Genomic DNA, 21,725 nt, shown 5'->3' with positions numbered 1-21,725 from the left:
GACATGACCGCAGGAAAAACGCTTTATGACAAAATCTGGGATGCCCATCTCGTCCATGAGGCTGAGGATGGCACCTGCCTTTTGTATATTGATCGCCACCTTGTGCATGAGGTGACAAGCCCACAGGCCTTCGAGGGTCTGCGTATGGCAGGGCGCACTGTGCGTGCGCCAGAGAAAACCATCGCTGTGCCAGATCATAACGTCCCCACCACACCTGATCGTTTGAAAGGTGGGATGAATGAGGAAAGCCGCATTCAGGTTGAGGCGCTTGATAAAAACGCCAAGGATTTCGGGATACACTATTACCCCGTTTCTGATGTGCGTCAGGGCATTGTGCATATTGTTGGCCCTGAACAGGGCTGGACATTGCCAGGCATGACCGTGGTTTGTGGTGACAGCCATACCGCGACCCATGGGGCCTTTGGGGCGCTTGCGCATGGAATCGGCACATCTGAGGTTGAGCATGTTCTGGCCACCCAGACCCTGATTCAGAAAAAATCCAAGAATATGAAGGTCGAGATCACAGGCAGTCTGCGCCCAGGCGTGACGGCCAAGGACATTACCCTATCCGTCATCGGCCATACGGGCACGGCGGGCGGCACAGGCTATGTGATCGAATATTGCGGCCAAGCCATTCGCGAATTGTCGATGGAAGGGCGCATGACGGTCTGCAACATGGCGATTGAGGGCGGCGCGCGCGCGGGCCTGATCGCGCCTGATCAAAAGACCTTTGACTATGTCATGGGCCGCCCCCACGCGCCAAAGGGCGCGCAATGGGAGGCCGCTTTGACATGGTGGAAGACCCTGTTCTCGGATGAGGACGCACATTGGGATAAGGTCATCACCATCAAGGGCGAGGACATTGCGCCCGTGGTGACATGGGGCACTAGCCCTGAGGATGTATTGCCAATTACCGATTTTGTCCCTGCACCCGAAGATTTCAAAGGCGGCAAGGTCGATGCTGCGCGCCGTTCCTTGGAATATATGGGCCTCAAACCGGGTCAGCGTTTGCAGGATGTCGAGATTGACACGGTGTTTATCGGGTCTTGCACAAATGGCCGCATCGAAGATTTACGCGCGGCAGCTGAAATTCTGAAGGGTAAGAAAATCGCTGTAAAGCGCGCGATGGTTGTGCCCGGCTCTGGCCTTGTGCGCGCGCAGGCTGAAGAAGAGGGTTTGGCTGATATCTTCATCGAGGCAGGTTTTGAATGGCGTCTCGCGGGATGCTCAATGTGTCTTGCGATGAACCCTGACCAACTTCAGCCCGGTGAACGCTGTGCAGCAACATCAAACCGCAACTTTGAGGGGCGTCAGGGGCGCGGTGGTCGCACCCACTTGATGAGCCCTGCAATGGCTGCGGCTGCGGCGATAACAGGACGCCTCACTGATGTGCGCGAGATGATGTAATTTCGCCCTTTGTGAATTTCGAAAAAGCCCCGCCGATTTGGTGGGGCTTTTTTGTTGCCTCAAAGCAAGGTGCGCTCGACCACCCAATAGGCCCCAATGGCGGAGATGACGACCGAGGCGGGGATTGCGATGAAGGGGCGATACCAATCGTGCTTGCCAAACCAGAGGCCAACCGCAAGGAAGGCCAGACCGATTACCGCAAGCTGACCAAATTCGACTCCAATATTGAACCCGACCAATGCCACGCCAAAGCGGTCTGCGGTGATCCCAAAATCCCCAAGAACCGAAGCGAAGCCAAGCCCGTGCAGCAGGCCAAACCCGAACACCAAAGCCGTGCGGGCGCGTAGGTTTTCACGGCCAAGAATGTTTTCGACGCCCACATAGACGATTGAAGCAGCAATTAATGGCTCGACCACCGAGGCGGGGACGCGCACAATCTCAAGACTTGCAAGGGCGAGCGTAATGGTATGGGCCAAGGTAAATGCGCTGACCTGAAGCAACAAAGGCTTGAGGCGCAGTGAGAAGAAAAACAGGCCCAAAACAAACACAATATGATCTTTCCCTAAGGGGATAATATGCTCAAACCCAGCAACAACATATCGGGTAAAGACGGGCCATGCCCCCTCTCTGAGGGCAGTGCCGCGGGGCAAAGGTGCTGATAATTCGCCATTGGTGAGAAAGCCTTGATAGGCATCCGCGCCGCCGCCCACCTGACGCAGCACCAATTCGCCATAAGACGCGCTCCAGCCAATTTGAACGGGCGCATCCCCCATAGGTAAATCGGCGCGCAGGGTCAAAGTGGTGTCGCGTGGTAGTTCCAAATCGGGATTGGGGGTGATGCTGACACCCACAAATTCAGGGGGCAGTGTCATCCCATCCACGATAATCTGGATATTGTCCTGAATGCGCGGCCATGCCCCCTCGAACGCGGCGCGCAGGGCCTCGGGCGATTGCGCGCGCAATTGGTCATAGATCAAAGCCTCTGGCGCGTCATTGGTATTTTCTAGACCCGCTAGATTAATACCTGCAATCAGCGGCTCTAGCGTCAGGGAGATGCTCATCTCCACCGCATCGGCGGTGACAGACACATCGGCCACTGCGGGGCGAATTTCATGGGCCCGCGCTGATGTGCTGAACATCAAGCACAGCATCGCCAACAAAAAAGTGATGTGGGAACTGTTTGACAAAACGCGTCTTAAGATCATGGTCAGTGCCTAGGTTAAGGGGGAAAGATGCAATGAAACTGGCCGTTTGTTTGAACATTGGCGCAATTTTGTTGGCGGGCAAGCTATTTGCGCATGAATTTTGGATTGATCCCCTCGAATACATGGTTCCGTCTGGCGGGGAAATTCGCGCTGACTTGCGTGTGGGCACTGAATTTCGCGGTGCGCCGATGGTATATCTGCCGCGAGATTTCACGCGGTTTGAAGTTGCTGATGCCAATGGCTTGCGGCCCGTTGAGGGGCGTTTTGGGGATCGCCCTGCTGCCCATGTTGCGGGTGTTGCTGATGGTTTGGTGGTGATGATCCACGAAAGCACGCCGAAATTGGTCACATGGTCAGAGTGGGAAACATTTGCAGCATTTGCCGCGCATAAAGATTTTGGCGCGGTCGAAGCGCGCCACAATGCGCGCGGCCTGCCACGTTTGGGTTTTTCCGAGGCCTATACCCGCCATGTAAAGGCGCTGTTCGCCGTAGGAGAGGGGGCAGGACAAGATCAGCGATTTGGTCTGTCGACCGAATTCGTTGCATTGGAGAACCCCTATCTTGACGATGTGAGCGATGGGTTCTTGCTTCAGCTTTTTGATCAAGACACGCCGCGCGCCGCTGTTCAGGTTGAGCTGTTTGCCCGCAGCCCTGAAGGTGAGGTCACGATCATGCTGCATCGCACCAATGATCAAGGCCAGGTGAACTTGCCTGTCATGTCAGGTTACGCCTATTTCGCCGATGCTGTGGTTTTGGATGAGATTACACCCCAAGAAGATGGCCCCGTGTGGGGCACGCGTTGGGCAGGTCTGAGTTTTATGATCCCATGAGCGCGGGGTGTGAGTATGGCTTGCCCCTGCGGGCCAGATTGGCTAAAGCCTGACTGATCTCAAGGAGAGGCCCATGGATAAGTTTACAACCCTGACGGGGATTGCAGCCCCGCTTCCGCTGATCAATATCGACACAGATATGATCATCCCCAAGCAGTTTTTGAAAACGATCAAACGCTCTGGTTTGGGTAAAAACCTCTTTGACGAGATGCGCTTTGATCAGTCAGGCAATGAACTCCCCGAGTTCGTTCTGAATAAACCCGCCTATCGGGACGCGCAGATTTTGGTCGCTGGCGACAATTTTGGCTGCGGCTCCTCGCGCGAACACGCGCCTTGGGCCTTGTTGGATTTTGGCATTCGTTGCGTGATTGCACCGAGCTTTGCTGATATTTTCTTCAACAACTGCTTTAAGAACGGAATTTTGCCGATCCCTCTGCCGCAGGAAGATGTCGATAAACTGATGGATGACGCGTCAAACGGCGCGAATGCCACTTTGACCATCGACCTTGAGGCTCAAGAGATCACCCGCCCCGATGGCCAGAAGATCGCCTTCGAAATCGACCCGTTCCGCAAACACTGCTTGCTCAATGGCTTGGATGATATCGGGCTGTCCTTGACCAAGGTTGAGGCCATTGACGCCTTTGAAGCAACCGCGCAATCCGCGAGTCCTTGGGTCTAGTTTCAAGCGCGCCTGCGCTTTTGCCCTGATCTGACTGGATAAATTTAGACCCCTGCATCCTTATCGGTGTGAGGGTCTTTTTTAATGTTTTTAATTAGGTATTAAATTTAGGCAATATTGTGGAAATTGAGGCGGCCTTATCGTCAGAATGAGGCGAAACTGTGGAATAAGGGGCAGGCACGAACCGACCCCATCCAGAACGAGGAAGAGCAGGTGCTTTCACAGCTTTTTGGCGCTGTGCTTAGGGCAGTATTGGTGTTTTTTGTTATCGCGACACCATCGCTTGTCCTTGGCGATACATCCCGCGGGGATGTGGAAGGCGTTATGCTGTTTGGATTGATTGCGGCCCTCTTTGTGGTGTTTGAATATAGCGCCCGTCATCCTGCTATCATCGAGTTTCGAGATGCGCCCCCCTATAATCGTCTGCGCATTTTGGCCTTGTTTGCGATGTTATTCTTGCTGAGCCTTGTTTCAGCTGACCCTGTTCATTTGCAGCAGTTCAACGGGCCAGAGGGTGCAGTCAGTGCAATGGCCAATAGAGCGCACCATTGGAGTGGCGTGATGTTTGACAGCGGGCTTTAGCACCTTAGCCCTGACTATTTGTTACAACGCTTGTTTGGGGCAGCGCCCCTGTCCGTGCAGGCCATGGATCACGTCCGGATCATGGCCCCTTTCGCCCTGACCATCGCCCTTGGCAAATTGTTCATATTCGCCCTGTTCATACGTTTTAGCAAATTGCCTGGTCGGGGAATGTCGATCAACATGTGGGTAAACCTGCCCATGTTCGACCCGACAGTGGGCAGCGATGTGACCCATCAGTTAAAATGTGATGCGCGCAGAAATATCATATGGGGCTTGGGCCTGCCGCTGATATTGCCGCCTGTCTTGGGTTCTGTGTTTTCGCAGACAGGCAGCACCATTGCCTATGATGGGCGAGGCGCGGTTTGAGTTGTGACCCTATGGGCCTTTTTGCCAATGTGCCTGTTGGTCAGGGCAATGGCCCTGCTGCGGTTGCGCTACATGATCCGCAGCTATCAAAAGAGGATCATCTCGGCGCTGACACCTGATGAAAGACTGGCCCTTTCTTGACCCAGACGCAGTCAAAGGATAGGGCGTGTGCAATCAGGATTTTCAAGACGGATTAGTTCCATGAGCAACCCATCGCTTCTCATTCTTCCCGGTGACGGGATCGGCCCCGAGGTTATGACCGAGGTGCGCAAAATCATCGACTGGTATGGCGCAAAGCGTGGCCTGACTTTTGATGTCACCGAAGATCTGGTGGGCGGTTGCGCATATGATGCGCATGGCACGCCTTTGACCGATGAGACGATGGAAAAAGCGCAAAGCGTTGACGCGGTATTGCTTGGCGCGGTCGGCGGCCCGAAATATGACAATCTCGATTTCAGCGTAAAGCCCGAGCGCGGCCTGCTGCGCCTGCGCAAAGAGATGGATCTCTATGCAAACCTTCGGCCTGCGCAGTGTTTCGATGCCCTCGCGGATTTTTCTTCGTTGAAGGCGGATGTGGTCGGCGGTCTGGACATCATGATCATCCGCGAACTGACCAGTGGGGTATATTTCGGTGAGCCACGCGGCATCCATAAAGAAGGCAATGAGCGCGTTGGCGTGAACACCCAGCGTTACACCGAGAGCGAAATCGCCCGCGTGGCGCGGTCGGCCTTCGAGCTGGCGCGCCGCCGCAACAACAAGGTCTGCTCAATGGAGAAGGCCAATGTTATGGAATCGGGCGTGTTGTGGCGTCAGGTTGTGACCGAAGTGCATGCTGCTGAATATTCTGATGTGGAATTGTCGCATATGTATGCTGACGCTGGCGCAATGCAGCTGACCCGTTGGCCAAAGCAGTTTGATGTGATCGTGACTGATAACCTCTTTGGTGATCTGCTGTCGGATTTGGCAGCAATGTTGACAGGGTCTTTGGGCATGTTGCCTTCGGCAAGTCTGGGTGCGCCGATGGCAAATGGCCGCCCCAAAGCATTGTATGAGCCCGTTCATGGCTCTGCACCTGATATTGCAGGCCAAGGCAAAGCAAACCCGATTGCGTGCATTCTCAGCTTTGCGATGGCGCTGCGCTATAGCTTTGATCAAGGGGATGAGGCGACCCGTTTGGAAAAAGCGGTTGAGGCCGTTTTGGCCGATGGCCTGCGCACAGCCGATTTGATGGGGCCAGAGGGCGGATCACCCGTTTCGACCGCTCAGATGGGCGATGCCATTGTCAAAGCGCTAGACGCGTCTTTGTAAGTTTCGGCTCTGTTCTGATTTTCACCCGCTTGACCGCAAGGTTGAGCGGGTGTTTTTGTGCATATACGCCACCCGATGCAAAGCTGCAGCATCGGGGGCAGGAATATCGCCATCTCTCATATTCAATCTTGGCAAGCGGCTGTGTCGATGCCTTGATTGAGGAAGAAGCCAAGGAAATGCCATGTCGAAAGATCGCAACAGCACCAACATCAAAGGCGCATTGATCGCATTGGCGGCATTCGGAATCTACGCTACCCACGATGTGGTGATCAAATATCTCGGCGCAAGCTATTCGGTTTTTCAGATCGTGTTCTTCTCGGTTTTGTTTGGCTTTCCCGTCACCATGTTGTTGCTGATGGGCGAGCCCAAGCCAGAAACATTGCGGCCCAAATACCCGTTCTGGACAGCATTGCGGTCGATTGCGGTGGTGTTTACGGGGGCGACTGCATTTTACGCATTCTCAGCCCTGCCCTTGACCCAGACCTATGCGATCATTTTTGCGATGCCAGTTCTGATCACATTGCTGGCCATCCCTATGTTGGGCGAACGCATTGGCATTCGGCGCGCAAGCGCGGTGGTCGTGGGGCTTGTCGGTGTTTTGATCGTGCTTCGACCAGGGGCGGCGGATTTGAACCTTGGGCATTTATCCGCGTTGGCGGCTGCATTTGGCGGCGCCTTAGTCTCGGTGATTTTGCGCAAGATCGGGTCTGAGGAACGCTCCGTTACCCTGATGCTTTATCCGATGATGGCCAATTTTATCGTCATGGGCGCGCTTCTGCCTTTCGTCTACGAGCCGATGCCGCTCTTGGATATGGCATTGATGGCGCTGGTCGCAATTTTGGCCTTGCTTGCGATGTGGCTTGTGATTTTGGCCTATCGCATGGCGGATGCGGTGATCGTTGCGCCTATGCAATATTCGCAGATCCTTTGGGCCGTGTTTTTTGGCACAATGTTTTTCGGCGAAGGGGTGGATCAAGCCACAGTAATCGGTGCAGCCGTTATCATCGCGTCAGGTATTTATATCGTGCTGCGCGAAGATAGCCGGCCTGCGGATAGCCAAAAGCCTGTCTTGCGTACACATGGCCGCATTGGGGCACCAAGCGTGCCACGGATGACGGCAATTTTGCGCGGTAAGGAAGAAACAGACTAGCGGCGCATATTTCCGACTGTTTTAATCGGATGTCTTCCCTCAGGTCTGAAAATCACATAAGCCCTCTCTTATGACTGAGAAAATGCGCATCACGGGGGATCATTGGTTTGGCCTTTTGGGCAAGCTTGTGGTCGCATTATGCCTTCTGCCGATGATTGCTGTGGCGATTGCCGCGCTTTCGGGTGGTTTCGACACAATTGTTAGTCTTAGCCAAAGCGTTCTGCCCCGCTATGTCGGGGCGACCTTGCAACTCAGTGTGATCGTAGGGCTAGGAACGGCCGTAATTGGGACGGGTGCCGCATGGCTTGTCACCATGACGCGGTTTTTTGGGCGGCGGGTGTTGGAAATTGCCCTCGCCCTGCCTTTGGCCTTCCCAGCCTATGTTCTGGCTTATGCCTATACGGATTTGCTTGATCATCCAGGACTCGTGCAGTCCACCTTGCGCGCCTTTATGGGATGGGGCCCTCGCGATTACTGGTTCCCTGAAATCAGATCACTTGGTGGTGCGGCGGCAATGTTGGTCTTGGTGCTTTACCCTTATGTTTATCTTCTGGCGCGCGCAGCGTTTCTGCGCCAAAGCGCTACCGCCTATATCGCGGCGCGCACGTTGGGGCAGGGGCCATGGGGCGCATTCTGGCGCGTCAGTCTGCCCGTTGCTCGCCCGGCGATTGCAGGGGGTGTGCTGCTTGCTTTGATGGAAACCTTGGCTGATTACGGAACCACCGCCTATTTCGGTGTTCAGACCTTTGCCACGGGCATCTATGTCAGTTGGTTTGGCTTGTTTGACCGCGCAGCGGCGGCGCAGCTTGCCCTGTGTCTGTTGGTTGTGGCCTTGACCCTTGCCACTTTCGAACGCCGACAGCGCCGCAATTCCCGTCATCATGACGCGGGCCGTAGATTTGAGGTGATGGAGCCTGTCACCCTCAATGGCCGCGCTGCTTTGGGGGCTATTTTATTCTGCGGTGTGCCCGTTCTCTTTGGCTTTGTTTTGCCCGTGTGGATCTTGATCATGCTTGCGGCTGATCAAGCGCATATCCTTTTCACAGAACGCTATTTGGGCTTCTTGCGGCACTCTTTGACACTTGCCGCGCTTGCGGCTTTCCTGACTGTCGGGGCGGCCATTGCGCTTGGATTTCGTGCGCGCTTGCGGCCCACGCCGATGTCAAAAACGGCCCTTAGGGTTGCGGGCATTGGGTATGCTGTGCCCGGTGGCGTGACTGCGGTGGGTCTGCTGTTTCCCTTTGCGGCCTTTGACAATGCGCTTGACCACTTCATGGAGACGAATTTCGGTATTGATACGGGCCTTTTGATCAGCGGGTCGATCTGGCTAATGATCATGGCTTATATGGTGCGTTTCATGGCGGTGGCGCTGAACACCTATGAGGCGGGCATGGCCACCTTGAACCCGAATATGGACGCGGTGGCGCGCACATTGGGGCATGGGCCTGCACCTATGTTGCGGCGGATTCATGTGCCGATCTTGCAGCCTTCGATCTTGACCGCGCTGCTGATTGTTTTCGTTGATGTGATGAAGGAGCTGCCCGCCACCTTGATCCTGCGCCCCTTCAACTATGATACGCTCGCCGTGCAAGCGCACCGATTGGCCGCGGATGAACGATTGGCTGAGGCCGCAGTTCCCAGCTTGATCATCGGTGCCGTTGGTTTGATCCCAGTGGCCATCTTATGTTGGAGCCTGAGCCGAGAAGATAGGTGAACGGGTTGATCATACCCCGCGCCCATAGGTGGGCTATGTGGGGTCAGGGCATAACACGCCTCAGCGCCCCAAAAGCAAACGAGCGCCCCTTGAGAGGACGCTCGTGAGTTGTTTGGTGGTTCGTGGCCTGTTGCGCGAACCTATTCCCAACCTGCGGTGTTCAGAACCTCAACCGCTGCGCCGACATTTTCGGCAATATCCGATAGATCAATCGCATCAGGGCGGAAGATGCCCAGTGCCGCGACCGATGGGGCGAGGCCCACACCCGGAACGGCAGGGTATTCATCATTGCCCGCTGAGAAATACTGTTGCGCCTGATCTGAGGTCAGATACTCCAGAAAGGCAATCGCGTTCTCGCGGTTCGGGGCATGGGCCGCGACCCCACCGCCAGACACGTTCATATGCGCGCCGATATCGTTCTGGTTTGGAAACACCCATCCGATATTGGCCAGTTGGTCAGGGGTGATTTGGTCGTCCCCTTGGCGCAGGATGCGGGCGAAGTAGTAGGTGTTCGACATCGCAATGTCACATTCACCAGAGGCAATGCCGCGCAGCTGATCCGTGTCGCCACCTTGGGGCGCGCGGGCGAAATTTTCAACCACGGCGTTGGCCCAGTCCTCCACAGCATCGACACCCAAATGTGCGATCAAGGCTGCTGTGAAGTTCTGTGTATAGACATTCGTGGCAGAGCGGATGCAGATCTGGCCTGCATATTCTGGCTTGGCCAAATCCTGATAGGTTTGGGGCGGGTTGGCGACATCGGTTTTGTCATAGAACAAAATCCGTGCGCGCTGCGAGAACGCGAACCACTGGTTGCTGTCATCTTGAAGATAAGAAGGAATGCGGGTTTCTAGCACATCGCTTTCCACGGGCTGCAACAGTCCCATTTCGGCAGCCCGCGCCAAGCGCACTGTGTCAACAGTCAAAAACACATCTGCAGGGCTATTGGCGCCCTCGGCCTGCATCCGCGCGATCAGCTCATCTGCATTGCCTTCGATGCGGTTGATGGTGATGCCTGTTGCAGCGGTAAAATCAGAATATAGCCGCTCATCCGTGTCGTAATGGCGCGAAGAATACAGGTTCAATTCCTGCGCCTGCGCCGCGGTTAGGGTGGTTAGAAAAACGACGCTGCCAAGCAGCAGGGAGAGGGGTCGGGTCATCCTAAAGCTCCTGTTCGAGTTATTTCCGACAATTTTAGTCGGGATGCCGCTTTTGATCACGATTCACGCGGCGGGTCAAATAAATTCCGACAAAAATTATCAGATTTAACTTCTGGCTTGCCCTTGCCTTGGTGCTACGGCATCAGTTTGCCTGAGGGATGAGGAGGACAGCCAGCCATGAAAGCGGGCATTGCTTTTCTTGTGCTCGCCTATGTGCTGAGCCAGTTTTATCGTGCGTTTTTGGCCGTCATGGCCCCTGTTTTGGCATCCGATATCGGGGCTACTCCGCAAAGCTTGGCGACAGCTTCGGGCGTGTGGTTCGCCGTTTTTGCCGCGATGCAAATTCCTGTGGGTATCGCACTTGACCGCATTGGGCCGCGCCTGACCGCATCGGTGTTGCTGCTTGTTGGCGGTGCGGGGGGTGCTGCCCTGTTTGCGACTGCGGCGGATGTGCGCGATGTGCAAATTGCAATGGGGTTGATCGGATTGGGCTGTTCGCCCGTTTTGATGGCAACCTATTACATCTTTGCGCGGGTTTATTCTGCGGCCATCTTTGCCACGCTGGCAGGTGTGACGATTGGCATTGGATCAATGGGCAACTTGGCAGCTGCAACACCCATGGCTTGGGCGGTTGAGGCCGTGGGGTGGCGCGAAACCGTTTGGGGCTTGGCGCTTGTGACGGGTCTTGTTGCGCTGGCTTTGTTCCTCTTGATCAAAGACCCCGCAAAACCAGAAGGCGATCAAAAAGGCAGTTTGATGGATCTGCTGCGCATTCCTGCGCTTTGGCTTATCTTCCCGTTGATGTTTGTGGGCTATGCCCCGTCAGCGGGGGTGCGTGGCCTGTGGGTTGGGCCTTATATGGGGGATGTCTTTGGTCTAACTGTTGCTGAGATCGGCACGGTGAGCCTGATCATGGGGGTTGCGATGGTGGTGGGCAGTTTTGCCTATGGCCCGCTGGATCGGTTTTTTGGCACGCGCAAATGGGTTATCTTGATTGGGAACCTGTTGGGTGCCTTCGCCTGTTTGGCGATTTGGGCTGTTCCCGAAAGCAGTATTTTGACAGCTACTGTTCTGGTTGCGGCCTTGGGGTTATTTGGGGCGTCCTTCCCTGCCCTTGTTGCCCATGGGCGCAGCTTCTTTCCCCCGCATTTGGTTGGGCGTGGTGTGACCTTGATGAATTTGTTTGGCATCGGTGGGGTGGGTGTGATGCAATTCACCTCAGCCCCTTTCTTCACTGCGCTGTCAGGCACGATGGCCTTGCCTGCCGCCTATGGGGCCTTGTTTGGGGTCTTTGGGCTTGCCGTTCTGATCGGATGCGCAATTTACCTCTTTAGCGAAGATCGCCTTGACTAAGCGCGATCAGATTGCGCGCCAAGTGCCCCTTTCGCTTTGGTCGCACATGATTTAAGGGCATGCGCAGTCGTAAGCCTGAAGGATATGGAACATGGGTTACAAAGTTGTCGTTGTCGGCGCCACGGGCAATGTGGGCCGCGAAATGCTCAACATTCTAGACGAGCGTCAATTCCCCGTTGACGAGATCGCCGTGCTTGCCTCGCGTAAATCGCTTGGCACAGAATGCAGCTTTGGTGACAAGACCCTAAAGACCAAGGATCTCGATACATTCGATTTCACAGGCTGGGATATAGCATTTTTCGCGGTTGGGTCTGAAGCTACAAAAACCTATGCACCGATTGCGGCCTCGCAAGGTTGTATCGTGATCGATAATTCCTCGCTCTATCGCTATGATCCTGATGTGCCTTTGGTTGTCCCTGAGGTGAACCCTGGGGCGGTTGAGGGCTATGCGAAGAAGAACATCATCGCGAACCCCAATTGCTCCACCGCCCAGATGGTTGTTGCATTGAAGCCGCTTCATGACCGCGCGCGGATCAAGCGTGTTGTGGTGTCGACCTATCAGTCTGTGTCTGGCACAGGCAAAGATGCGATGGATGAGCTGTGGAACCAGACAAAGGGAATGTTCGTTCCAGGTCAGGAAGTTGCCCCGAGCGTTTACCCCAAGCAGATTGCCTTCAACGTGATCCCGCATATTGATGTGTTCATGGAAGATGGGTCTACTAAGGAAGAGTGGAAAATGGTCGCTGAGACCAAGAAAATCCTCGATCCTTCGGTTAAGGTAACTGCAACCTGCGTGCGTGTGCCTGTCTTTGTGGGCCATTCCGAGGCGATCAATATCGAGTTTGAAGATTTCCTAGACGAGGAAGAAGCCCGTGACATTCTGCGCGAGGCCCCAGGTGTGATGGTGGTCGATAAGCGTGAGGCGGGCGGTTACGTGACCCCCGTGGAATGTGTCGGCGATTATGCCACCTTTATCAGCCGTATCCGTCAAGACAGCACGATTGAGAATGGTCTGAATATTTGGTGCGTCAGTGACAACCTGCGCAAAGGCGCTGCGTTGAATGCGGTTCAGATTGCAGAAACCTTGGGCAATCGGGTTCTGAAAAAAGGCTGACGCATGGCGTTGCGCATCAGATATGTTGGGGGGCCGTTGGCCCTCCTTTTTCTTAAAATCGTTCGGCGCGGAGGACTTCGCAGTCAGTCACGCTGACCACGCCGATATGCCGCTTCACCACCGCGAATGCCGCTTTGAGCAGCGCCTCTAGCTTTTCTGGGCGAATGATGCAGACCACGTTGATCATTCCGCCTGCACGGCTGACCTGACCCTCGCGGCTCCATTGTCCTGAACGGCCCGACCCGCCCAAAACGGGTAGGATGGTGAAGCCTGTCACCCCAGCCTTGACCAATGCATCCGTGAGGCGGGTTTCCATGACCGCCTCAATTGTGATCTCAACCCGCTTTGCCTTATGCGTTTCCATTGCCTTAGCCTCCCGTGGCGGCGCGCGCCAATGCCAGATAAATTGGTATGCCCAATGTCAAATTGAACGGGAACGTAATCCCAAGTGACAGGGTGAGATAAATTGAAGGATTGGCCTCAGGCAGGGCCACGCGCATTGCAGCAGGCACCGCGATATAAGAGGCCGAGGCGGAGAGCGTCATCATCAACATCACGCCGCCTGTCGACAGACCCAGAAGCAACCCGGCTCCAAGGCCAAGACAACTGCCGATTAAGGGCATCAGCACGCCAAAGGCGAAAAGCCCTGGCTTCAGCAAATGCCGCGCATCCCGCAGGCCGCGCCCCGCCACAAGGCCCATATCCAAAAGGAAAAGGCACAGCACACCTTGGAAGGGGGATACGATGAAAGAGGCGATTTTATCCAAGCCCTCTTGGCCCGTGATCCCGCCAATAATGAAGGATCCGATGAGCAAAACAATAGACCCATTTAGCAGGATTTCCCGCAGCAGACCCGCATCCATACCGCCGCCTTGACCCGCTTTTGCATCCGCCCGTGCCACAAGCCACAGGGCTGCTAAGATTGCAGGGGCCTCCATCGCGGCGGCGACCGCGACCATATAGCCTTCGCTCATCAAACCTGCGGTTTGCAGCACTGAACTTGCCGCGACAAAGGTCACGATCGAGATCGAGCCGTAATGTGCCGCCACTGCGGCGGCATCAATGGCCGTTAGCCCCGTCATCACGCGCAGCAAAGCGAAGGCTATGAAAGGCAGAACAAACGACAAAATCACCCCAGCCAAAATCGAGAAGATCAGCGTTTGGTCAATGCCATGCGCGGCCACGCTGGCCCCGCCTTTGAAGCCAATGGCAAAGAGCAAATAGAGCGACATCCCTTTCGCTACGGCCTCGGGCACGCTGAGGTCAGAGCGCGCAAAAGCAGCTGCAAATCCTAAGACGAAAAACAAGATGATGGGCGAGATCAGGTTCTGCGCCGCGAGCGACAGGATCGAGTCCATGAACACCTCCAGATTTTGCTCAGCGTTGCCTAACGAAGCGGGGCCAAGTGGTAAAGTTTAGACTTTCACAAAATGGCGCAATGTGCCGTCATAGCTTTCGATATCCATATCCGCGATATCGGCCCAAATCCCATGCAGGGTCAGGTTCTTTGAACCTACAGCCTCGGCCACCACGGGATAGCTCATCAGGTTTTCAAGCGAGACTTGTATCCCCTCTTTTTCAAGCATGGTTTGTTGAACCTCAGGGGGGGTGATATCTTTGACCCTCTCAAATCCTGGCCGCAAAACATCCAACCAACGGCCCACAAAGCTTTCTTTCTTTTCCAAATCGGGGGCGCGGCCTTGGCACATGTCAATACACCCCCGCACGCCGCCGCAATTGGAATGGCCCATGATGATGAGATGCTCGATTTTGAGGTTCTTGATTGCAAACTCGACCGCGGCAGCGGTGCCGTGATGCTGCCCGTCAGGGGTAAAAGGGGGCACCAGATTGGCGATGTTGCGGTGAATGAATAATTCACCTGTGCGTTGTCCAAACACGGATGTCACGGCAACGCGGCTGTCGCAGCAGGCTATGACCATGGCCTTTGGATTCTGCCCTTCGGTTGCCAATTTGCGAAACCAATCACGGTTCTCAGGAAAGGATTTCACTTTCCAATCCTGATAGCGTTCAAGCAAATAACTTGGCAGTGATTTAATGCGGTGCATCCATAATGTCCCTTCAGAGCACTTGATCACAATCTCTGATAATTTTCTATAAACTGTCTTTTCATTCCTGTCTCAAATCAACCTTTTCTTCACCCCCAAATATCACCCTGTGACCACATGCAGCGCATGGTGGGATGGGAAAATGACGGATGTGGTGACCGTCTTGCGTTTTGAAGAACCTGCGCGGTTTGATCCCGACAGGTTAGAGCGGCTTTGTCGCGATATTGGCGAGACGCAAGCAGAATATGAAGTGGCTGTGGGGCTAGAGCATATCATGATCGCGCTCGCGCAGATTGACTGTGTCGACAGCACGCTTGAACGGAAAAAGATTTTCGCTGAGATTGCCGACTCTGCCAGCAAGATCGGTATGGCGACCTTGGCGCGGGTGGCGCGCGATGTTCATATCGTGATGGCGCGCCAAGATATGGCCGCAATCGGCGCAACCTTGGCTCGTTTGCGCCGTGTGGGCGAGCGATCTGTTTATGCGATTTACGATATTGAGGATATGAGTGTGTGATCGCCCTTGCGGCGCGGGATGGTGTTGTTACTTTGCGGTTCAGCGATATTGCCCTGACCTCAAAGGAATGACGGAATGTCCCACGCGCTGCGATTTGCCCGCCCAGATGAATTTCCTGATACGGACGCAATCCCTGTTCATGTGATCAGCGCCGATGGGGCTGATGCAGCTTTGGCTCAGTTGGGCGCTGCCTCACGGCAATGGGCCGTGACCCATGGCTTTAGCGGGGCATTGGGCAAAACCTGTCTTCTGCCCAATGAGGCGGGTGGAATTGCGGCTGTTTTGTTGGGGGTAGGAACGTCCGCTGATCGGATCAGGAAACGGTTCGCTGCAGGTGCCGCGATTTCTGATTTGCCAAAAGGCCTTTATGAGGTGGCCTCAGCCTCATTGGAGGCCCACCCGCAAAACCTTCGCGAAGAAATTGCACTGGGGTATTTACTGGCGGAATATCGGTTTGACCGCTATCGTAAAAAATCGGGTCGCGAGGCGGCCTTAGTGGCGCTTGCGGGCATAGATGCCCCGCATTTCGAACGGCTCGCCCAAGCCGAGGCCATGGTGCGTGATCTGGTCAACACCCCTGCGCAAGACATGGGCCCCGAAGAATTGGAGGGGGCCGCCCGCGAGTTGGCGGCGCGCTATAACGCCAAGATTTCCGTGATCCTTGGGGACGATCTATTGGCGCAGAATTTCCCGATGATCCATGCGGTCGGTCGGGCCAGTCCCCGCGCGCCTCGTTTGATTGATATGACTTGGGGCGAAGGCGGGCCGCAAATCACCTTGGTGGGCAAGGGCGTGTGTTTTGACACAGGCGGTTTGAACCTGAAACCTGGATCATCCATGGGCACGATGAAAAAGGATATGGGGGGGGCTGCCAATGTTTTGGGCCTTGCTCAGATGATCATGGATGCGGGTCTAAAGCTGCGGTTGCGGGTTTTGATCCCTGCAGTTGAAAATGCCGTTGATGGTTCAGCCTTTCGCCCCAGTGATATTTTGACCGCCCGCAACGGCATGACGGTCGAGATCAACAATACCGATGCAGAGGGGCGGCTGGTCTTGGCTGATGCCTTGGCGCTTGGGGCTGAAGGCGCCCCCGATCTTATGATTTCTATGGCAACATTAACTGGCGCTGCGCGGGTCGCAGTGGGGCCAGACCTTGCGCCATTTTACACAGATGATGAGGGTCTTGCCGCGCAGATTACTGCCAAAAGCCCTGATCAGTTCGACCCTGTTTGGCGTATGCCCTTTCACGCCCCTTATGAGGCTATGATTGAACCGGGCATTGCCGATCTGGATAACGCGCCCTCTGGGGGCATGGCGGGGTCGATTACGGCGGCCTTGTTTTTGCGCCGCTTCACCCAAGGCGCCGCGCGCTATTGTCACTTCGATATTTTTGCTTGGCAGCAAAGTGATGCACCTGCGCGCCCAAAAGGGGGTTTGGGTCAGGGCATTCGTGCGCTATACGCGGTGCTGTCTGAAGGGGTTTAAGACATGGCAAGCGATCCACGGATCACGGCAAGCAATGGGCGGGTGGCGCTTCGGGCGCTGCAAGGTCAGGTTGTGGCGGATGAATTCTTGGACGGCACATGGATGACGGTGCAGCAACCGTTGGCCAATATCATGACCGAACCAAAGGGCACGCGGGCGAGCCAATTGTTGTTTGGCGAGCGGTTTTTGGCGCTTGAAACGCGCGATGGGCAAGTTTTTGGTCAAGCAGAGCGGGACGGCCAAGTAGGTTATATTTTATTGCAGGCCCTTGCGGCAGAAACGCCCGTCACCCATTGGGTCACCGCCCCCGCAACCCATCTCTATCCGCGCCCCGATGTAAAATCGTCGCCCGATGTGTCGATCTTTTTCGGCGCACGTGTCAACGTGGTTGAGCCTGCGAAAGAGGGTGAAAGCTTTCATCGCATCCAGACGGGGCATCATGTTCCAAAATCCCACCTGCGCCCCTTAACGGCGCGGTTTTCGGATACGGTGGGCGTGGCTGATCTATTCCTTGGAACCCCCTATCTTTGGGGCGGCAGCAGCCGATGGGGCATTGATTGCTCTGGCCTGATCCAATTGGCGATGCGCGCCTGTGGTCAAGACTGTCCACGGGACAGTGACCAACAAGAGGCAGCGCTCGGCGCGCTTTTGCCCGAGGATGCACCACTGCGCCGCGGGGATTTGGTGTTTTGGAGGGGCCATGTCGGGATCATGGCCGATGAAGAGATGCTGTTGCACGCAAATGCCCATCACATGGCGGTGGCCTATGAGCCGCTTGCCCATGCCGAGGCGCGCATTCGCACGTCTGGCGGCGGCGAGATCACCGCGCGCAAACATGTTTTGATAGAATGACGGGGTATTAATCGTCTACGGCGCGGATCAATTTGCGCTCTAGCACGCGCAGCACATTGCGCAGATCATGCCCGCGCTTGAGAATGCGCCCGTCCATCCCAATCACGGAATACATTCCCTGCTTGCCTGCCAATTTGGGGCGCTTTTCAATCCGATAAATGGGGTGTTCGGCGGTGCGGCGGAAAACTGAGAAAATCGCAACATCACTCAGCAGCGACATTCCATAATCGCGCCATTCACCTGCAGCCACCATGCGGCCATAAATCGACAGGATCGCCGATAATTCGCCACGATCAAAGGCGACCTTTTCGGGAATACGGGAAGCGCCAAAGGATTGAGTATGCACCACCATAGACTGATGGTGGCATGAATTCTAAGAAATGCAAGGGAGATCATAAAAAGGCCCGCAAGGTCAGCTGATCTTGCGGGCCGTGATGCGTGGTGTCGCTTAGGCGCGAACCAGTTTTTCGTAGGCGTCCGAGATGTCCCGCGTCAGGGCGCCAACCTCGAAATTATAGCTGCCAATCTGACCCACTGGGGTGACTTCTGCGGCGGTTCCCGTCAGCCAGCATTGTTCAAACCCTTCCAATTCTTCCGGCATGATATGACGCTCATGCACCTTGATTTGGCGATCGTTCAACATACCGATAACTGTCTGGCGGGTTAGGCCATTGAGGAAGCAATCTGGCTTTGGCGTATGCACTTCGCCATCTTTGACGAAGAAGATATTTGCGCCTGTCGCCTCGGCGACATAGCCGCGATAATCAAACATCATGGCATCCGAGCAGCCTTTGGCTTCGGCCTCATGCTTAGACATTGTGCAGATCATATACAGGCCTGCGGCCTTGGCATGGCTTGGCGCCGTTTCGGGCGAGGGGCGTTTCCAACGCGCTATATCAAGTTTGGCGCCTTTGGTTTTTGCATCCCCATAGTAATTGCCCCAGCCCCATGCCGCGATGGCCAAACGAACGGGGTTACGGCGAGAGGAGACACCCATATCCTCACCCGCGCCGCGCCACGCAACCGCGCGCACATAGGCATCGCTCAGGCCATTGGCCGCGAGAACCTCGGCCTTGGCTGCCTCAATTTGGTCAACAGTAAATGGAATTTCGAAGTCCAATTGGCCTGCGGAAAAATGCAGCCGTTCGGAATGAGCGCGGCTGAGGAAAATTTTGCCACCATAGGCGCGCTCGCCCTCAAAGACGGAAGATGCATAATGCATCGCATGGGTCAGAATATGCACATTGGCCTCGCGCCAATCGACCAAAGCCCCATCCAGCCAGATTTTCCCATCGCGGTTATCGTAGGTGCCGCTCATCTTTCCAATCCCATCTTTCCTTCAGGGCGCATATCTGCGCCAGTTTGCAAATGTTGTGCAAAATACGGCCGTTTTGGACATAATATTTCGCAAAACTGGCAATTCGGTAACAATTGATTCTTGGAAAGTCAACAAGGCTGACATAAACTGTGAAGTGTTCCTTGGTTCCGATGCCAAAGACCCAAAAAGATGCGGGAGATGAAGATGGCAGAACGTGCAGTCAATAACCCTATCGGCACGGGCGAAAGCTTGCTCTTTTTGACGGATGAGCAGCTGCGCCGCGGGATTGAGGCTATGTTCTTCGCCTATCGGGGATTTACCGCTGATCCTGATCGCATTTTACAAAATTACGAATATGGTCGCGCCCATCATCGTGCCATCCATTTCATCAACCGCACCCCTGGAACGACAGTCAATAACCTGCTGAATATTCTGGGCGTGACCAAGCAGTCCCTCAATCGCGTTCTGCGGAGTCTGATCGCCGATGGTTTGGTCGAAAGCCGCGTTGGGGTGCAGGATAAGCGCGAACGGCATCTTTATCTCACCGAAACAGGCGCCAAGCTTGAACGCGAATTGTCAGAGGCGCAGCGCAACCGCATGCGCGCGGCCTATCGCAATGCGGGGCCAGAGGCCGTGGCAGGATTTCGTGCTGTCCTTGAGCAGATGATGGATCCTGAGATGCTGCGCCATTTCCAAGCAGGTTTGGATACCTAAAATGGCAGACACCAACCCGCATATCCTGATCGTGGATGATGATGAACGCATCCGCGGGCTGTTGCAGAAATTTCTGATCCGCAACGGGTTTCTGGCCAGTGTTGCGCGCGATGCTGCGCAAGCCCGCCGCCTGTTGCAGGGGTTGGATTTCGATTTGATTGTGCTTGATGTGATGATGCCGGGTGAGGATGGCATTACCCTGACACAAGATTTGCGCAAAACGATGGATTGCCCAATCTTGCTTTTGACGGCCAAGGGCGAGGCGCAAGATCGTATTGCAGGTTTTGAGGCGGGGGCAGATGATTATTTGCCAAAACCCTTTGAGCCCAAGGAATTGCTATTGCGTATCGGCGCGATCCTGCGCCGTATGCCGCAACCCGAAGCCAGCCAAAACCTGCCCAAACTGCTGCATCTTGGTGCAATGCGCTTTGACATTGATCGTGGCGAGTTGTGGCAGGGTGATCAGCCTTTGCGCCTGACTGCAACCGAGGCCGCATTGATGCGGATCTTTGCAACCCATGTGAACAGTTCTGTGACCCGTCAGCAGTTGGTCGAAGAATTGGGCCGTGACAAGATGGCAGGCGGCGACCCTGCGCAAGAGCGCGCGATTGATGTGCAAATCACCCGTCTACGCCGCAAGATTGAAGCTGACCCGAAACAACCCCGTTATCTGCAAACTGTCCGCGGCGCGGGCTATATGTTGGTGCCTGACTGATGGCGACATGGCTATTTGAAAACCCATTTGCGCAAGATCATCTGACGCCAGAGGGCCATCCCGAACAGGTGGCGCGCATTGCGGCCATAAAGGCCCATTTGGATGGCGTAGATTTCGTGGGGCTTGAACGCCACGCGGCCCCATTGGCCACGGAAGACGATCTGCGATTGTGCCACCCCCAAGCCTATATTGATCAACTCAAAGCGGCTTTGCCCACGCAAGGGCAAGTTGCGCTTGATGGCGATACCTTTCTGTCGCCCGCGTCATGGCAGGCCGCGCTTTCGGGTGTAGGGGGTATGATCGCAGCAATCGATGCCGTGATGGAGGGCCGCGCCAAAAACGCATTCGTCCTCACGCGACCACCTGGGCATCACGCCGAAACTGCAACAGCCATGGGGTTTTGTCTCTTTGGGTCAGTAGCGATTGGGGCCAAACATGCACTCGAGCGGGCGGGGGCCGCACGGGTGGCCGTGATTGATTTCGATGTGCATCACGGCAATGGCACGCAAGATTTGCTGTGGGATGAAACCCGCGCTTTGTTTGTCTCGTCACACCAGATGCCGCTTTATCCAGGATCGGGGGCGCGTGGCGAACGTGGCGTGGCGGGTAACATCCTGAATGTGCCCCTTCCACCCAATTCAGACGGGGCCTTGATGCAACAGGCCTATCTTCGCGATGTATTTCCGCGATTGGCTGAATTTGCGCCTGACCTTATCCTGATTTCCGCAGGTTTTGACGCGCATCAGGCCGATCCATTGGCCAATCTAAATTGGGATGAAACGGATTTTGCATGGCTGACGCGAGAAATTTGCGCATTTGCCGAAACCCAATGCGCGGGGCGGGTGGTCTCGGCGCTAGAGGGCGGTTATGATCTGCCCTCACTGGGGTGCAGTGTTGCGGCCCATGTCACAGAATTGATGGAAGCTTCGAAATGACAGATGACAACGACCTTGCGCAGATGAGTTTTGAAGACGCCTTGCGCGCCCTAGAGGAAGTCGTGGCCAAGCTTGAGCGTGGGGATGTGCCACTTGACCAATCCATCGCGCTCTATGAACGGGGGGCTGCGCTGCGCGCACGTTGTGAGGCCAAACTCAAAGAGGCCGAAGAAAAAGTCTCCAAAATCACCCTAGATGGCACAGGCGCGCCAACGGGCAGCACCCCAGTTGAGGGGCTTTGAGCGCCTTTGGCCC

At 55.3% G+C, this 21,725-nt stretch carries 25 protein-coding genes; 18 read left to right on the top strand and 7 right to left on the bottom strand.

Features of this window, described 5'->3' with window-relative positions; translation table 11 throughout:
* Nucleotides 1-3 precede the first annotated feature (3 nt).
* Nucleotides 4-1,407 carry a 3-isopropylmalate dehydratase large subunit gene (gene leuC, locus AAC632_RS02720; RefSeq protein WP_340253828.1) on the top strand — a complete coding sequence of 468 codons (1,404 nt, stop codon included), beginning with the start codon at nt 4-6 and terminating at the stop codon, nt 1,405-1,407.
* Between the two features lie 59 nt (nt 1,408-1,466).
* Here leuC and AAC632_RS02715 read toward each other — a convergent pair whose 3' ends face one another.
* Complete coding sequence (locus AAC632_RS02715; RefSeq protein WP_340298265.1) at nt 1,467-2,546, bottom strand: HupE/UreJ family protein; 1,080 nt, start codon at nt 2,544-2,546, stop codon at nt 1,467-1,469.
* A gap of 98 nt (nt 2,547-2,644) precedes the next feature.
* Here AAC632_RS02715 and AAC632_RS02710 point away from each other — a divergent pair, with 98 nt between their 5' ends.
* The 8 genes from AAC632_RS02710 to AAC632_RS02675 all read left to right on the top strand — a co-directional run bounded on the left by AAC632_RS02710 (nt 2,645) and on the right by AAC632_RS02675 (nt 9,241).
* On the top strand, nt 2,645-3,442 hold the full coding sequence (locus AAC632_RS02710) for a DUF4198 domain-containing protein (RefSeq protein WP_340298266.1): 798 nt from the start codon (nt 2,645-2,647) through the stop codon (nt 3,440-3,442).
* Between the two features lie 73 nt (nt 3,443-3,515).
* A complete protein-coding gene (gene leuD, locus AAC632_RS02705) occupies nt 3,516-4,121 on the top strand; it encodes a 3-isopropylmalate dehydratase small subunit (RefSeq protein ID WP_340298268.1) in 606 nt (201 codons plus the stop codon).
* Between the two features lie 255 nt (nt 4,122-4,376).
* Nucleotides 4,377-4,703 (top strand): hypothetical protein, encoded by a 327-nt coding sequence (locus AAC632_RS02700; protein ID WP_340298269.1) that lies wholly within the window; start codon nt 4,377-4,379, stop codon nt 4,701-4,703.
* An 81-nt stretch (nt 4,704-4,784) separates the two neighbouring features.
* Nucleotides 4,785-5,069 (top strand): hypothetical protein, encoded by a 285-nt coding sequence (locus AAC632_RS02695; protein WP_340298270.1) that lies wholly within the window; start codon nt 4,785-4,787, stop codon nt 5,067-5,069.
* Nucleotides 5,066-5,188 (top strand): hypothetical protein, encoded by a 123-nt coding sequence (locus AAC632_RS02690; RefSeq protein WP_340298271.1) that lies wholly within the window; start codon nt 5,066-5,068, stop codon nt 5,186-5,188. Before AAC632_RS02695 ends, AAC632_RS02690 begins: the two co-directional genes overlap by 4 nt.
* A gap of 82 nt (nt 5,189-5,270) precedes the next feature.
* Nucleotides 5,271-6,377: a 3-isopropylmalate dehydrogenase gene (gene leuB / locus AAC632_RS02685; RefSeq protein ID WP_340243754.1), complete on the top strand. Its 1,107-nt coding sequence runs from the start codon at nt 5,271-5,273 to the stop codon at nt 6,375-6,377.
* Between the two features lie 181 nt (nt 6,378-6,558).
* Nucleotides 6,559-7,527: a DMT family transporter gene (locus tag AAC632_RS02680; RefSeq protein WP_340298273.1), complete on the top strand. Its 969-nt coding sequence runs from the start codon at nt 6,559-6,561 to the stop codon at nt 7,525-7,527.
* Between the two features lie 70 nt (nt 7,528-7,597).
* Entirely contained in the window at nt 7,598-9,241 is a 1,644-nt protein-coding gene (locus AAC632_RS02675) for an ABC transporter permease (RefSeq protein WP_445322662.1), read from the top strand.
* Between the two features lie 140 nt (nt 9,242-9,381).
* Here the strand turns inward: AAC632_RS02675 and AAC632_RS02670 are convergent, their stop codons facing one another.
* Complete coding sequence (locus tag AAC632_RS02670; protein ID WP_340298275.1) at nt 9,382-10,401, bottom strand: extracellular solute-binding protein; 1,020 nt, start codon at nt 10,399-10,401, stop codon at nt 9,382-9,384.
* A gap of 177 nt (nt 10,402-10,578) precedes the next feature.
* Between AAC632_RS02670 and AAC632_RS02665 the strand changes: the two genes are divergently transcribed.
* Together AAC632_RS02665 and AAC632_RS02660 are read left to right on the top strand one after the other, a co-directional pair.
* Nucleotides 10,579-11,754 (top strand): MFS transporter, encoded by a 1,176-nt coding sequence (locus tag AAC632_RS02665; protein WP_340262902.1) that lies wholly within the window; start codon nt 10,579-10,581, stop codon nt 11,752-11,754.
* A 91-nt stretch (nt 11,755-11,845) separates the two neighbouring features.
* Nucleotides 11,846-12,868: an aspartate-semialdehyde dehydrogenase gene (locus AAC632_RS02660; protein ID WP_340253858.1), complete on the top strand. Its 1,023-nt coding sequence runs from the start codon at nt 11,846-11,848 to the stop codon at nt 12,866-12,868.
* A gap of 52 nt (nt 12,869-12,920) precedes the next feature.
* Here the strand turns inward: AAC632_RS02660 and AAC632_RS02655 are convergent, their stop codons facing one another.
* The 3 genes from AAC632_RS02655 to AAC632_RS02645 are packed head-to-tail and all read right to left on the bottom strand — an operon-like array spanning nt 12,921 to nt 14,934.
* Complete coding sequence (locus tag AAC632_RS02655; protein WP_340298277.1) at nt 12,921-13,232, bottom strand: P-II family nitrogen regulator; 312 nt, start codon at nt 13,230-13,232, stop codon at nt 12,921-12,923.
* Between the two features lie 4 nt (nt 13,233-13,236).
* Nucleotides 13,237-14,226 (bottom strand): sodium-dependent bicarbonate transport family permease, encoded by a 990-nt coding sequence (locus tag AAC632_RS02650; RefSeq protein WP_340298279.1) that lies wholly within the window; start codon nt 14,224-14,226, stop codon nt 13,237-13,239.
* Between the two features lie 57 nt (nt 14,227-14,283).
* Nucleotides 14,284-14,934, bottom strand: a complete 651-nt coding sequence (locus AAC632_RS02645) for a carbonic anhydrase (protein WP_340262906.1) — start codon at nt 14,932-14,934, stop codon at nt 14,284-14,286.
* A 142-nt stretch (nt 14,935-15,076) separates the two neighbouring features.
* Between AAC632_RS02645 and AAC632_RS02640 the strand changes: the two genes are divergently transcribed.
* The 3 genes from AAC632_RS02640 to AAC632_RS02630 all read left to right on the top strand — a co-directional run bounded on the left by AAC632_RS02640 (nt 15,077) and on the right by AAC632_RS02630 (nt 17,788).
* Nucleotides 15,077-15,451, top strand: coding sequence for a hypothetical protein (locus AAC632_RS02640; RefSeq protein WP_340298280.1), 375 nt, complete (start codon nt 15,077-15,079; stop codon nt 15,449-15,451).
* Nucleotides 15,452-15,526: 75 nt separating this feature from the next.
* Complete coding sequence (locus tag AAC632_RS02635; protein WP_340262908.1) at nt 15,527-16,936, top strand: leucyl aminopeptidase family protein; 1,410 nt, start codon at nt 15,527-15,529, stop codon at nt 16,934-16,936.
* A 3-nt stretch (nt 16,937-16,939) separates the two neighbouring features.
* The gene (locus tag AAC632_RS02630; RefSeq protein WP_340298281.1) at nt 16,940-17,788 is read left to right on the top strand and encodes a C40 family peptidase; all 849 of its coding nucleotides are present in this window, start codon (nt 16,940-16,942) and stop codon (nt 17,786-17,788) included.
* 7 nt (nt 17,789-17,795) lie between these two features.
* Here the strand turns inward: AAC632_RS02630 and AAC632_RS02625 are convergent, their stop codons facing one another.
* Both AAC632_RS02625 and AAC632_RS02620 read right to left on the bottom strand, forming a co-directional pair.
* The gene (locus tag AAC632_RS02625; protein WP_340298282.1) at nt 17,796-18,140 is read right to left on the bottom strand and encodes a DUF2794 domain-containing protein; all 345 of its coding nucleotides are present in this window, start codon (nt 18,138-18,140) and stop codon (nt 17,796-17,798) included.
* A gap of 96 nt (nt 18,141-18,236) precedes the next feature.
* The gene (locus tag AAC632_RS02620; RefSeq protein ID WP_340243737.1) at nt 18,237-19,106 is read right to left on the bottom strand and encodes a branched-chain amino acid aminotransferase; all 870 of its coding nucleotides are present in this window, start codon (nt 19,104-19,106) and stop codon (nt 18,237-18,239) included.
* 204 nt (nt 19,107-19,310) lie between these two features.
* On the opposite strand from AAC632_RS02620, the gene AAC632_RS02615 reads away from it, so the two are divergent.
* From AAC632_RS02615 to AAC632_RS02600, 4 genes are read left to right on the top strand one after another with little or no spacing between them, the layout of a single operon-like run.
* Nucleotides 19,311-19,820, top strand: coding sequence for a MarR family winged helix-turn-helix transcriptional regulator (locus AAC632_RS02615; RefSeq protein ID WP_317657248.1), 510 nt, complete (start codon nt 19,311-19,313; stop codon nt 19,818-19,820).
* A gap of 1 nt (nt 19,821) precedes the next feature.
* A complete protein-coding gene (locus tag AAC632_RS02610; protein WP_340298283.1) occupies nt 19,822-20,535 on the top strand; it encodes a response regulator in 714 nt (237 codons plus the stop codon).
* The gene (locus AAC632_RS02605) at nt 20,535-21,470 is read left to right on the top strand and encodes a histone deacetylase family protein (RefSeq protein WP_340298284.1); all 936 of its coding nucleotides are present in this window, start codon (nt 20,535-20,537) and stop codon (nt 21,468-21,470) included. Before AAC632_RS02610 ends, AAC632_RS02605 begins: the two co-directional genes overlap by 1 nt.
* Nucleotides 21,467-21,712: an exodeoxyribonuclease VII small subunit gene (locus tag AAC632_RS02600; protein ID WP_317657251.1), complete on the top strand. Its 246-nt coding sequence runs from the start codon at nt 21,467-21,469 to the stop codon at nt 21,710-21,712. Before AAC632_RS02605 ends, AAC632_RS02600 begins: the two co-directional genes overlap by 4 nt.
* Nucleotides 21,713-21,725 lie beyond the last annotated feature (13 nt).

The sequence above is a fragment of the Roseobacter sp. HKCC-CH-9351 genome (assembly GCF_037830295.1).
Classification (GTDB): domain Bacteria; phylum Pseudomonadota; class Alphaproteobacteria; order Rhodobacterales; family Rhodobacteraceae; genus M30B80.
The sequence above is the reverse complement of the archived record's forward strand: the minus strand, read 5'-3'. Positions and strand labels throughout refer to the sequence as shown.